The organism is Orrella sp. JC864 (assembly GCF_037026685.1).
Classification (GTDB): domain Bacteria; phylum Pseudomonadota; class Gammaproteobacteria; order Burkholderiales; family Burkholderiaceae_B; genus Orrella.
This window is the reverse complement of sequence record NZ_JBANET010000040.1, coordinates 1-12,120: the sequence shown is the minus strand read 5'-3', so window position 1 is coordinate 12,120 and position 12,120 is coordinate 1. Positions and strand designations below refer to the sequence as shown.

The 12,120-nt window shown below is 66.8% G+C and carries 12 protein-coding genes and 1 tRNA gene; 8 read left to right on the top strand and 5 right to left on the bottom strand.

The genetic code is table 11. From position 1 onward, the window contains the following. Positions 1-1,866: tyrosine-type recombinase/integrase (locus V8Z80_RS20595; protein WP_336063301.1), on the bottom strand; the 1,866-nt coding region annotated here is incomplete at its 3' end. 227 nt (positions 1,867-2,093) lie between these two features. Continuing rightward, positions 2,094-2,169: transfer RNA gene (locus V8Z80_RS20590), tRNA-Gly, on the bottom strand. 305 nt (positions 2,170-2,474) lie between these two features. On the opposite strand from V8Z80_RS20590, the gene murB reads away from it, so the two are divergent. Beyond that, the gene (murB, locus tag V8Z80_RS20585; RefSeq protein WP_336063300.1) at positions 2,475-3,533 is read left to right on the top strand and encodes a UDP-N-acetylmuramate dehydrogenase; all 1,059 of its coding nucleotides are present in this window, start codon (positions 2,475-2,477) and stop codon (positions 3,531-3,533) included. Positions 3,534-3,605: 72 nt separating this feature from the next. On the opposite strand, the gene dapB is transcribed toward murB, so the two are convergent. After that, positions 3,606-4,394 (bottom strand): 4-hydroxy-tetrahydrodipicolinate reductase, encoded by a 789-nt coding sequence (dapB, locus tag V8Z80_RS20580; protein ID WP_155196884.1) that lies wholly within the window; start codon positions 4,392-4,394, stop codon positions 3,606-3,608. A 27-nt stretch (positions 4,395-4,421) separates the two neighbouring features. After that, complete coding sequence (locus V8Z80_RS20575; RefSeq protein WP_155196889.1) at positions 4,422-4,901, bottom strand: outer membrane protein assembly factor BamE; 480 nt, start codon at positions 4,899-4,901, stop codon at positions 4,422-4,424. A gap of 300 nt (positions 4,902-5,201) precedes the next feature. On the opposite strand from V8Z80_RS20575, the gene fur reads away from it, so the two are divergent. Further along, positions 5,202-5,618 carry a ferric iron uptake transcriptional regulator gene (fur, locus tag V8Z80_RS20570; RefSeq protein ID WP_155196883.1) on the top strand — a complete coding sequence of 139 codons (417 nt, stop codon included), beginning with the start codon at positions 5,202-5,204 and terminating at the stop codon, positions 5,616-5,618. A gap of 12 nt (positions 5,619-5,630) precedes the next feature. Here the strand turns inward: fur and V8Z80_RS20565 are convergent, their stop codons facing one another. Then, on the bottom strand, positions 5,631-6,518 hold the full coding sequence (locus V8Z80_RS20565) for a LysR substrate-binding domain-containing protein (protein ID WP_155196882.1): 888 nt from the start codon (positions 6,516-6,518) through the stop codon (positions 5,631-5,633). A 210-nt stretch (positions 6,519-6,728) separates the two neighbouring features. On the opposite strand from V8Z80_RS20565, the gene V8Z80_RS20560 reads away from it, so the two are divergent. From V8Z80_RS20560 to V8Z80_RS20535, 6 genes are read left to right on the top strand one after another with little or no spacing between them, the layout of a single operon-like run. After that, a complete protein-coding gene (locus V8Z80_RS20560) occupies positions 6,729-7,565 on the top strand; it encodes a transporter substrate-binding domain-containing protein (protein WP_336063299.1) in 837 nt (278 codons plus the stop codon). 14 nt (positions 7,566-7,579) lie between these two features. Next, the gene (locus tag V8Z80_RS20555; RefSeq protein WP_155196881.1) at positions 7,580-8,242 is read left to right on the top strand and encodes an amino acid ABC transporter permease; all 663 of its coding nucleotides are present in this window, start codon (positions 7,580-7,582) and stop codon (positions 8,240-8,242) included. Position 8,243: 1 nt separating this feature from the next. After that, the gene (locus V8Z80_RS20550; protein WP_155196880.1) at positions 8,244-8,951 is read left to right on the top strand and encodes an amino acid ABC transporter permease; all 708 of its coding nucleotides are present in this window, start codon (positions 8,244-8,246) and stop codon (positions 8,949-8,951) included. Then, a complete protein-coding gene (gene argH, locus V8Z80_RS20545) occupies positions 8,948-10,462 on the top strand; it encodes an argininosuccinate lyase (RefSeq protein WP_336063298.1) in 1,515 nt (504 codons plus the stop codon). The genes V8Z80_RS20550 and argH overlap by 4 nt, the downstream gene beginning before the upstream one ends. Further along, on the top strand, positions 10,459-11,208 hold the full coding sequence (locus tag V8Z80_RS20540; protein ID WP_336063297.1) for an amino acid ABC transporter ATP-binding protein: 750 nt from the start codon (positions 10,459-10,461) through the stop codon (positions 11,206-11,208). Before argH ends, V8Z80_RS20540 begins: the two co-directional genes overlap by 4 nt. A 10-nt stretch (positions 11,209-11,218) precedes the next feature. Then, a complete protein-coding gene (locus tag V8Z80_RS20535) occupies positions 11,219-12,004 on the top strand; it encodes an amino acid ABC transporter ATP-binding protein (RefSeq protein WP_336063296.1) in 786 nt (261 codons plus the stop codon). Positions 12,005-12,120 lie beyond the last annotated feature (116 nt).

The following is a 12,120-nucleotide window of genomic DNA, read 5'->3' as shown; positions in this document are numbered from 1 at the left end:
ACCTTGCACAGACGAGTCAGGTCCGGGCCTGTTTGGCTGCTGCTGGGTGCCCGCGATGACCCGCACGACCATGCCCAAATTTCCTGGTGTCACGATGTCGATGGCTGCGCGATCACCCAGGTCCGGATGTGGGCGGGTCAGCATCCGGTACAGGTCCCACGGATCCGCATGCGGGCACTGGTTCATGAGCACCTGTGCCAGCTTGTGCTTGAGGGGTACCAGCTGCCAGTCGGGCACGCGTTGCCCGCGGTTGCCCAAGCTGATAGACAGCAGCTTGCCCGCCTTCAGCTCGCGGTTGATCTGGTCCTTGGACTTCCCGGCCAACTTGCCGAACAGCGGGACCGGCAGACTGCTCGGCGATTCGTAGATGGCCAGCATTTCCTCGCGCTCGCGCTGGATGACTGACACCTCCGGCTCTGGCGCATGCGTCGGGGGCGGTGGTACCTGCGACAGTCGCTGGAATGTGATTCCCCCGTCGTTTGGCGTCACGACGATGGGTTCGGCCACCACAGGCGGAAGGGATGCCGCAGAAGCAGCAGCGACGATGGTGTTGGGCTTGTCCTCCTCTGCCATGGCCGGCACGCCCTCGATATGGATCGTGAGGTGCGCGCTGGCCGCTTCCACTTGGCCCTGTTCGAGCAGATCGAGACGATCCGCCCAGTCCTGCATCATCCGGCGGCGCGGCTCAACATACTTGGCGTGGTTGTAGGCCGAACTCACCTTGTTCGGGTCCGAGTGCGAAAGCTGCGCGTCCACCCAAATCTTGGGATAGCCGATCTCGTTGAGCGCCGTCGAGATGGTTCCGCGGATGCCGTGACCGGTCAGTTGATCCTCGTAGCCCATTCGTTTCAAGGCCGCGTTGAGGGTGTTCTCGCTGATGCGCTTCTTGAGTTCGCTGCGGTGCGTGAGCAGATGGACCTGGGCCGGCCTCATCACACCCAACAGGTAGCGCACGATCTCGATGGCCTGCACGGACAACGGCACGATGTAGGGCGGAACGTCCTGCGGGCGCTTGCCGGCCTTGCGCATCTCGTCCTGGAGTTGCTTGACGATCTGCGGCGGGATGATCCACAGGCCACGGTCGAGATCGAACTGGTCCGGGGTCGCCAGCCGCAGCTCGCCGGTACGCACGCCGGTCAGGAACAGCAGCCGGATGCCGAGTTGGGTCTGCCAACCACGAGGGTTGTAGAGCCTGAGCTTGTGCAGGAACTCGGGGAGCTCCGGAAGATGCAGGTAGGGGTTGTGGTTCACCGGGGGCTTGGGCTCGGCCACCACGTCCAGGTCGGAGGCCGGATTGGCTTCCAGCCCCTCCACGATGACGAGGGCATAGCGGAACAACTGCCCCAGCCAGGTGCGGACCTTCTCGGCAGTGGTGAACGCCTTGCGCTCCTCGATCCTCGCCAGGACGCCCAGGAGTTGGGGCCGGCGAATGTCGTAGATCGACATCTGCTTAAGGCTGGGCAGCACGTCCTTGTTGAAGATCCGCAGGATCTGCGACAGCGTGCTGTTCCTGCCCTCCTTGATTTCCTTGCGGCGATGCTCGACCCACGCATCGAAGACGGCCTTGAAGGTGTAGTCGGCCGCAAGCTTGACCGCGTGTCGCTTCTGTTTGCGATCGGTATGGGGGTTGATGCCCTTTTCCAGAAGCGCCCGGGCTTCGTCGCGCAAGGTGCGCGCTTCGCGCAAACCGATCTCGGGGTAGTTCCCCAGGGAGATGCGCTTTTGCTTGCCGAGCCAGTAATAGCGCAAATGCCACGACTTGCCGCCGGTGGGGGCGACCACCAGGCCGAGGCCATCGGTGTCGGGGATGCTGTAGGTTTTCTCGGCGGCCTTGGCTTGCCGCACGGTCAGATCAGAGAGTGTCATCATCAAGCTCCTAAGTCTTGGACTTAGGCCCGATGCTGCTTGTCATCCCGATCCAACCCCAGCAACAACCCGGAACCGGCACCACCCGCATTCTTTGGCCTTGTTTTTGGCCTCAAAAACGCTGGCTGTCAGTGGATTTCCGTGGCTTTCGCTGGAATGAAAAAAGGAGCCGAAGCTCCTCTTTTCAACGACTTACAGACGTCAGTGGAAGTCTGTAGATCATAAATTGGAGCGGGAGACGAGTCTCGAACTCGCGACCTCAACCTTGGCAAGGTTGCGCTCTACCAACTGAGCTACTCCCGCGTGGGGTACTGTGTTGTACTGCTTGTTCTGTTACTGCTTTTCGACGTTTTGGTGTGTCGTCGAAAGTCCGCCATTATACATGAATTTTTGCAGTGTGCTTGCTGTTCTTTTGCAAGCAGACCAGGCTGGCCTGGCCGTGTACTGCAAGGCAAAGCAAATTTGTTGCCGGCCCTAATGTTGCAGCCTTTGTTGGCCTGCCTCGGGCTGGCCTTCGTTGGGCTGCAGCAGGCGACGGCGATTCGCTGTTGCGGCATCAAGTACTATAAAGAGCGAAGACAGAAACTATAGCATAAATCCCCGCGGCGATGTCCAGTATGCCCCCCAATCTTGCTTCCCCGGCCCTGGTGCCGGCACCGGTATCGCTGCGCGAGCACAACACCCTGGGGCTGGCCGCGCGAGCCGCCCACTGCGTGACGATTGGCGATCCGGCGCAGTTGCCGGCGCTCACGCGGCTGGCGGCGCGCTACGATCGCCGGCTGGTGCTGGGCGGGGGGAGCAACGTCGTGCTGCCGCCCGAGGTGCCCGGCCTGGTGATCCGCGTGGCCTTGCCGGGACTGCGGCTGGTGCAGGCCCGCGAAGATGCCTGGATCGTCGAGGCCGGAGCCGGGCACGGCTGGCACGACCTGGTGCAGGCCTGCGTGCAAAATGGCTGGGGGGGCCTGGAGAACCTGGCGCTGATCCCGGGCCAGGTTGGCGCGGCGCCCGTGCAGAACATCGGGGCCTATGGCCTGGAGCTGGCCGAGCGTTTCGTGCAGCTGCAAGCCTGGGACATCGAGCAGGGCCGGCGCGTCACCTTCGAGGCCGCGGACTGCGGCTTTGCCTATCGCGACAGCGTGTTCAAGCATGCCCGGCCCGGCCGCTGGCTGATCCTTTCGGTCCGGCTGGCCTTGCCGCGGCCGTGGCGGCCGCTGCTGCGCTATCCGGACCTGCTCGAGCATCCCGATCTGGCCGGCCGCGACCCGGCGGCGCTGAGCCCCGGGCGCATTTTCCAGGCCGTGTGCCAGGTCCGGCAGGCCAAGCTGCCCGATCCGCGGGTGCTGGGCAACGCCGGCAGCTTTTTCAAGAATCCCGTGGTGGATGCAGCCACCCATGCGCGCCTGCGCACGGCGTTTCCGCAACTGGTGTCCTATGCCCAGCCCGATGGGCGTTACAAGCTGGCCGCCGGCTGGCTGATCGACAGCTGCGGCTGGAAGGGCCGCAGCCTGGGGCCGGCGGGGGTGCACGACCGCCAGGCGCTGGTGCTGGTCAACCGGGGCGGCGCGGGCGCGCACGACATCCTGGCCCTGGCGGCGGCGATCCAGCGCGAGGTCCAGGCGCGCTATGGCGTGGCCCTGGAGCCCGAGCCGGTGGTGGTGTCCGGCTAGGGGCTGCCTACAGGGACTGCCTACAGGGGGCTGCCTACAGGCCTTGTGCGCCAGGGCGGCGCTGGCCGGTTCTCAGGCCAGCACGTCCTGCATGTCGTAAAGCCCGCTTTGTTTGCCGGCCAGGTAGCGCGCCGCCCGCAGGCTGCCTTCGGCATAGGTGGCGCGGCTGCTCGATCGGTGGGTGATCTCGATGCGTTCGCCGATGCCGCAGAACGACACGGTGTGATCGCCCACGATGTCGCCGCCGCGCAGCACCGAAAAGCCGATGGTGCCGGCCGGGCGCGCGCCGGTATGGCCGTGGCGCGCCCAGGTGGCGACGTCGTCCAGCGGCTTGCCCCAGGCGCCGGCGATGGTCTCGCCCATCTTCAGCGCGGTGCCCGAGGGCGCGTCGACCTTGTTGCGGTGGTGGGCCTCGAACACTTCGACGTCGTAGCCTTCCTGGAGCAGCCGGGCGGCAAGCTCCAGCAGCTTGAGCGTGGCGTTTACCCCCACGCTCATGTTGGGGGCGAACACCACGGCCGTGCGTTCGGCGGCCGCGCGGATCGCGGCGCGGCCGGCATCGTCAAAGCCCGTGGTGCCGATGACCGCCTTCACGCCGTGCTCGGCGCACACTTGCAGGTGCGCCAGCGTGCCCTCCGGGCGGGTGAAGTCGATCAGGCAGTCGGCCTGGCGCAGCGCCTGCAGGTCGTCGGTGACGGCCACGCCGGTCTGCTGGCCCAGGAACGCGCCGGCGTCCTGGCCGATATGGGGGCTGCCCGGGCGGTCCAGCGCCACGGCCAGGGCAAGGTCCTGCGATTGCAGCACGGCTTCGATCAGCATGCGGCCCATGCGCCCGCCGGCGCCCGCGATGGCTATACGCATCATTGTTCCTTCAGCGCAAAAGAGAGGTCAGCGCAGGGGCTCGGGGTTGCCCGCGCCGGGCAGCCGGCTGGTGGCATCGACCGGCTGGATTTCCAGCCGGCGGCCTTCGGCGATGGGGGCGTCCTGCTTGGCGCGCGCCTCGTCGCGTTCGCTGCGGGCCTCTTCGCGGCGGCTGGCCGCCGGCGAGGGCTCCTGCTGGAAGGGCTGCACCTCGGGCGGCGTGTCGCCTTCCCAGCGCACCAGCCGGTCGTTCTCGAACCAGACCGTGAACCTGCGCTCCTGCGGCTTGCGAAAGCCGGGCTGGTAGAAATAGGGGTAGTCCCAGCGGTCGGCGTGCAGCACGCTGGTCAGCGTGGGGCTGCCCAGCGCGTAGCGGACCTGCTCGCGCGTCATGCCGGGCTGCAGCAGCGCGACCTGTTCCTGCGTGATCCAGTTGCCTTGCTGCACCGGCGCACGGTACGGAAAGCCCCATTTGTCGGAGGAGCAGCCCGCCAGCGCCAGCGTCATGGCGGCAAGCGCTGCGCCGGTACGCAGGTTAAAGAAGGATGAAGCTTTGCTGGGCACGTCGCACCTCTTGTTAGAACAAACGGCCAAAACCGTTATCATAAAGGTTTAGGAACCAAGCCGTAGCGGGCAAGAGGGAGGGCTGCCGGATGCGGCTTGATGCCATGCGCATCGCCGCGGCGCGCCAGGCGGCTGCGGCGGCTTGGCCCCACAGGCAGGGCAGCCCGGGTTTTTCCCGGCCGGCGCATCGGCCAGCGGCCCGCGTCCCTTGCAGACCCTACGGATCAAGAGAGCGATACCATTATGAGCGACCAAGCCGATCTCAAGAACATGGGCCTGAAGGCGACCTTTCCCCGCCTGAAGATCCTGGACATTTTCCGCAAGTCCGAAGAGCGCCACCTCAGCGCCGAAGATGTCTATCGCGCCCTGATCGCCGAAAGCGTGGAAATCGGCCTGGCCACCGTCTATCGCGTGCTCACCCAGTTCGAGCAGGCCGGCATCCTGAGCCGCAGCCAGTTCGACAGCGGCAAGGCCGTGTTCGAGCTCAACGACGGCGACCACCACGACCACCTGATCTGCACCAACTGCGGCAAGGTGGTCGAGTTCTCCGATCCCGAGATCGAAAAGCGCCAGCACAAGATCGCCAAGGACAACGGCTTCGTGCTCGAGAGCCATCACATGGTGCTGTACGGCACCTGCGGCGACTGCCAGCGCCGCTAGCGCGCTGCCTTGCTATACCGCTTCGTGCATGTGCTGCACGAAGCGGCGGGCGAAGTCCCGCGTCAGTTCGCTGCTGGGCGATTGCAGCGGGTACAGCAGGTAGGTGGTAAACGGGATGCGCGGCCGGAAGCGGCGTATCGCGATGCCCGCCTGCTCGTAGTGCCGGGCCACCACCGGATTGACGATGCTCACGCCCATGCCCAGGCCCACCAGCTTGCAGGCCGCCGCGGCATACTGCGTCTCGTAGGCCAGCAGCCGCTGGTCTTCGCCATTCTGGGCAAATACCCGGTCGGTCTGCCTGCGGTCTCCATACGACAACGAAATGAAAGGCTCGCCGTGCAGGTCGCGCGGGCCCAGCGCCCGCGTGCCGCGCGCCAGCCTGTGCGCCTCGGGCACCACGCACACGCCGTCCAGCTCGCGCACGCGCTGCGCGTCCACGCCCGGGCTGTCCGAGATATACGAGGCGATGCCGATGTCGCAATAGCGCGAGGCGGTCCATTGCGCCACCGTGATCGAGTCGCTGGTGTGCATCGACACCCGCACGTCCGGATAGTGCGTGGAGAAGGCCCGCATGACGATGGGCACCACGGTCAGGGCCATCGAGGGCACCGCGCCGATGCGCAGATGGCCGGTGCCCAGCTTGCGGATCGATTGCGCCGACTTGCGCAGATCGTTCAGCCCCACGTAGGCGCGCTGCACGTCGCGGTAGAACGCATGCGCCTCGGGAGTGGCCTGCAGCCGGCCGGACATGCGCTGGAACAGTGTCAGGCCGGTTTCCTTCTCCAGCTGCCCGATCAGGCGGCTGATGTTGGGCTGGCTGGTGTGCAGCTCGCGCGCGGCGGCGGTCATCGAGCCTGAAAGCATCACGGCCCGGAAAGCATCGATGTGATTGAAGCGCATGCGCGGCTCCTGGGGGTCGGGCGCCGGCTGGGCGCGTCCAAGGGTATATCAGTTAAGTATAGACCTGGACGATATTGGAATTTGCCTCATGCCAGGCCGGCCGATAAGCTGTCCTGGCCTTGCACGAATGCCGGTCCGGTTCGTGACTCGCGATGCAACACATGTCCATCACGCGGCGCTGGCGCGCCGCCATACCAAGAAGGGGAATGAATGATGTTTGCTCGTTTCAAGAAAGCCGCCCTGGGGCTGGCATCGGCCGGCGCGCTGGCCGCTTCGGCGCAAGCGGCGCAGATGCCGCCGGTGCCCGAGTCCATCGCCTCGCAGCAAACCTTGCGCGCGGGCGTGCGCTGCGACCAGCCTCCGTATGGCTACCAGGACGGCACCGGGGCCTTTGCCGGTGTGGAAACCGACATGGCCCGGCAGATTGCCACATGGATATTCGGCAGCCCGGACAAGGTGGAGTTTTCCTGCGTGACCGCGGAGAACCGCATTCCGCAGCTCAACGGCAGGCGGGTGGACCTGCTGATCGCCACGCTGGGCGTTACGCCCGAGCGCCAGCGCGTGATCGACTTCACCATTCCCTATCGCTGGGGCGCGAGCGGCGTGCTGGTGCATGCCGACAGCAAGTTCCAGAAAGTGGCCGAGCTCGAGGGCCATACCGTGGCCATGCCCAAGGGCTCGGTGCAGGCCAAGTGGTTCGAGGACAACATGCCTGGGGTCAAGACGCTGCGCCTGAACACCGCGGCCGACTCCTTGCAGGCGCTCAAGCAAAAGCGTGCGCAGGCCTATGCGCACGATGCCGCCACGCTGGTGGTCGTGGCCGCGCGGGACAAGTCGCTGCGCATGCTGGACGATCCCTACCAGCTCTCGGATGCCGCGATCGGCGTGCGCAAGGGCGAGGAGCAGTGGCAGGCCTACCTGAGCGCGGCCATCAAGCGGATGCATGAGGAGTCGCTGTTTCGCGGCTGGGTGGAGAAGGCCGTGCCCGAAGAGACGCGGCCCTACTACCTGGAGGTGTTCGAGACCGCTCGTCCCGACCGCAAGTAGACGGGCGGCGCGTCATGGGTTTCGATTTCGAATACCTGGCGCAGCAGTGGCCCGCCCTGATGGGCGGGCTGGTGCTGACCCTGCAGGTGACGGTGCTGGCCATCGTGCTCTCGCTGCTGATCGGGCTGGCCGGCGCGGCCTGCCGCATCTTCCGCATACCGCTGCTGTCCCAATGCGTGGCGGCCTACGTCGAGTTCATCCGCAACACGCCCATCCTGGTGCAGCTGTTCTTCATCTTCTATGGGCTGCCGGCCGTGGGGCTGGGCTTGTCGCTGTACTGGTCGGGCGTGCTGTGCCTGTCGCTGTGGGCCGGGGCCTACCAGGTGGAGAACATACGCGGCGGCCTGCTGACCGTGGACAAGGGCCTGCGCGAGGCGTCCTATGCCCTGAGCCTGACGCCGGCCTTGTATTTCCGGCTGGTGGCCTTGCCGGTGGCGGTGCGCACCAGCCTGCCGGCGATGCTCAACACCTCGGTCTCGCTGCTGAAGAACTCGTCCTACCTGCAGGCCATCGGCCTGGCCGAACTGACCTTCGTCGCGGTCGACCGCATCGCCACCGACTTTCGCGCCATCGAGATGTTCGCCGCGATCGGCGCCTTGTACCTGGGCCTGGTGATGCTGCTGAGCCTGGCCGCCTCGCGTCTCGAATACCGGCTCCAGCGGCCGTTCAGGAGTTGAGATGGACGCTTTATTGAACAACGCCGTCTTCATAGGCAAAGGCCTGTGGATGACGGTGGCCCTGGCGCTGGTGACGCTGTTCTTCTCCACCGTGATCTCGCTGGTGCTGGGCGTGCTGGCCACCTTGCGCAGCCGCCTGCTGCGCGCCGTGATCCATGCCTACGTCGAGTTCTTCCGGGCCATACCGCTGATCGTCAACATCTTCTTCGTGTATTTCGCCTTGCCCCTGTTCGGCGTGCAGCTCTCGCCCTTTACCGCCGTGTGCTTCGGGCTCACGCTGTGGGGCAGCGCCAACGGCATCGAGATCGTGCGCGGCGGCTTGCAGGCCGTGCCGGCGCACCAGTGGCGCAGCGCCTGGGCGCTGGGCCTGCGGCCCTGGGAGATCTACTGGTTCGTTGCCGGCCCGCAGGCGCTCAAGGCCATCGTGCCGCCGTTCACCGGTTTGCTGACGCTGCTGGTGCAGGCCACCTCGCTGGGGGCGCTGGTGGGCGTGACCGAATTCCTGAAGGTCGGCCAGATCATCGTCGAGCGCTCGACCATCATGGGCGGGCAAAGCCCGGCCTTCGTGGTCTATGCCTTCGTGCTGCTGGTCTATTTCCTGATCTGCTCGGCCTTGACCTGGCTGAGCCGCTACCTCGAGCGCCGCCTGAACAAGGAACGGGCCGCCCCGCGCGTCGAGACCCCTACCGCTTTGAGAGAGTCGACATGAAGCTAGAGAACGTGGAGCACGCATCCCAGGTCAGCAGGCGCCTGCAGCAACCCACCGCCGACGAAGTATGCGATCTGATATACCGTCCGCGGCTGCAGGACTTCGCTGGCGGGTTCGGCTACCTGACCGCCATCAACGAGGCGCACGTGCTGATGCTGCACAAGCAGGGCCTGATCGACGCGCCCGTGGCCCAGGCCATCGGCCGGGCGCTGATCGAGATGGGCCAGGCCGGGCCGGGCGTGGTCGAGCTCGACCCCCAGCGCGAGGATGCCTATTTCAACTACGAGGCCCACCTGATCGCCAAGGTAGGGGTGGACGTGGGCGGGCGCATGCACACGGCGCGCAGCCGCAACGACATCCTGGCGACCATGGACCGGATGCGAAGCCGCGACCTGGTCATCTCCCTGCTGGACGAGATCCATGCCGTGCGCGAGACGGCGCTGGCGCAGGCAGAGCGCTATGCCGCCGTGGTGATGCCGGGCTACACGCACCTGCAGCCGGCCCAGCCCATCACCTATGGCTTTTACCTGGCGGCGGTGGCGCAGGCGCTCGAGCGCGATGGCCAGCGGCTGGCCGCCGCCTATGCGCATATCGACCGCTGCCCGATGGGCGCGGGTGCCTTCGCCGGCACGCCCTATGAGATCGACCGCGAGGAAACCGCCCGGCTGCTGGGCTTTCCGGCCGTGATCGCCAACACCATGGACGCGGTGGCCTCGCGCGATTTCGCTTTCGAGGTGCTGGGGGCGCTGGCCGTGCTGGCCGCGACCTGGAGCCGTATCGCGCAGGACTATTTCGTCTGGTCCACCGACGAATTCGGACTGGTCGATTTCCCCGACAGCGTGGCCGGCACCTCCAGCATCATGCCGCAGAAGAAGAACCCGGTGGTGCTTGAGTATCTCAAGGGCCGGGCCGGACAGGTCCTGGGGCAGTACACGGCGGCCATCGCCGCGCTCAAGGGCACGAATTTCTCGCACACCGGCGATGCCAACCGCGAGAGCATCGGCGCGTTCTGGCCCGCCGTGCAGGACAGCCTGGCCAGCCTGCGCCTGCTGCGCCTGGTGCTCGAGACCGCCGCCCCGCGCGAGGACGCCATGTCGCGGCGCGCCCGGCAGAACTTCTGCGCGGCCACCGACCTGGCCGATGCCATCGTGGTGCGGGCCGGCCTGTCCTTCCGCCAGTCCCACCACATCGTCGGCGCGGTGGTGCGCGAAGCCATGGACAAGGGCCTGCCGGCCGATGGCATCTCGTTGGAGATGGTGCAGCGCGCCGCCCGGCAGCAGCTGGGCCGCGCGCTGGGCTTGTCCGAGGAGGACGTGCGCCAGAGTCTGGATCCGGCCTACAGCGTGACGCGGCGACGCCAGGGCGGGCCCGCGCCCGAGACGGTGCGCGCCCTGGCCGCGCAGGCGCGCGCCGCCCTGATCGCCGACCGGCAGCAGAACCAGGCGCGCCGGCAGGCGCTGGAGGATGCAGGCCGGCGTCGGCGCGAACGCCTGCTCGAGGTCGTCCGATGACCGCGCCGGCCAGCCCGCTGGTGCAGGTGCGAGGCTTGTGCAAGCGCTTCGGGCCGCTGGCGGTGCTGCGCAGCATCGACCTGGACGTGCATGCGGGGGAGGTGGTCGTGGTCGTGGGCCCGAGCGGCTCGGGCAAGAGCACTTTCATCCGCTGCATCAACGGGCTGGAGCAGCCGTGCTCGGGCAGCGTCGCCGTCGACGGCGTGGCCGCGGCCGGCTCCGCCCGCAAGGCATGGGAAGCCTTGCGCGCCGAAATCGGCATGGTGTTCCAGGACTACACCCTGTTCCCGCACATGACCGTCATGCAGAACATGGTGCTGGCGCCGCGGCGCCGGGGGCGCATCGCGCCCGGCCAGGAAGAGGGCAGGGCGCTTGCGCTGCTGCAGAAGGTCGGCCTGCGGCACAAGGCCCAGGCCTATCCGGCCGAGTTATCGGGCGGGCAGCAGCAGCGCGTGGCCATCGTGCGGGCGCTGGCCATGTCGCCCAAGGTCATGCTGTTCGACGAGCCGACTTCGGCGCTGGACCCGGAAACCGTGGCCGACGTGCTGGCGGTGATGAAGGACCTGGCCCGGGAAGGCATGACCATGATCGTGGTGACCCATGAAATGGGCTTTGCCAGGGAGGTGGCCGACCGCGTCGTTTTCATGGACGAAGGGCGCATCGTCGAGCAAGGGCCGCCGCAGCAGTTGTTCGACTCGCCCTCGCACGAAAGAACGCGCGAGTTCTTTGGCAAGATCCTTCGATGAATCCGCCGGCATGGCCCTGGCCGCCATGCCCGGCAAAGGACGCAAGACAGTGACCACGCCGGTGAATACTCCCAGTATCGAAATCACGGACCTGAGCAAATGGTATGGCGGCTTCCAGGCCCTGCGCGAGGTGTCGCTGCGCGTCCCGCCCGGCTCGCGGGTGGTGGTGTGCGGACCCTCGGGCTCTGGCAAATCCTCGCTGATCCGCTGCATCAACGGCCTGGAGCCGTTCCAGCAAGGCAGCATCGTCGTGCAGGGCACGCCGCTGCAGGGGCCGGCCTGCCTGCAGGCCATCCGGCGGCGCGTGGGCATGGTCTTTCAGCATTTCAACCTTTTTCCCCACCTGACCGTGCTGGAGAACTGCATGCTGGCGCCGGTGCACACGGGCGCCAGCCAGCCGCAGCAGGCGCGCGAGCGGGCCCTTGCGCTGCTGCACCGGGTGGGCCTGCAGGCCAAGGCCGATGCTTATCCGGCCCAGCTCTCGGGCGGGCAGCAGCAGCGCGTGGCGATCGCCCGCGCGCTATGCATGGAGCCCGAGGTCATGCTGTTCGACGAGCCGACCTCGGCGCTCGATCCGGAGATGGTGATGGAGGTGCTGGACACCATGGTCGAGCTGGCCCGCGGCGGGATGACGATGATCTGCGTGACCCACGAAATGGGGTTCGCCCGCGAGGTAGCCGACCGCGTGGTGTTCATGGACCAGGGGCGGATCCTGGAGCAGGCGCCGCCCGCGGCTTTTTTCTCGGCGCCGGAAAATCCCCGGCTGCAGGCTTTCCTGCGCAGCGTGCTGCACTAGCTTCGGTACGCGGGCCGGCCGGCGTCGCCAGGGCCCGGCAGGCCGGACGGCGGCCTAGCTGTGAAGTGTCAAGAGGTTGTATCCGTCCAGTTTGAGTCTGGAGATGGGTACAACAC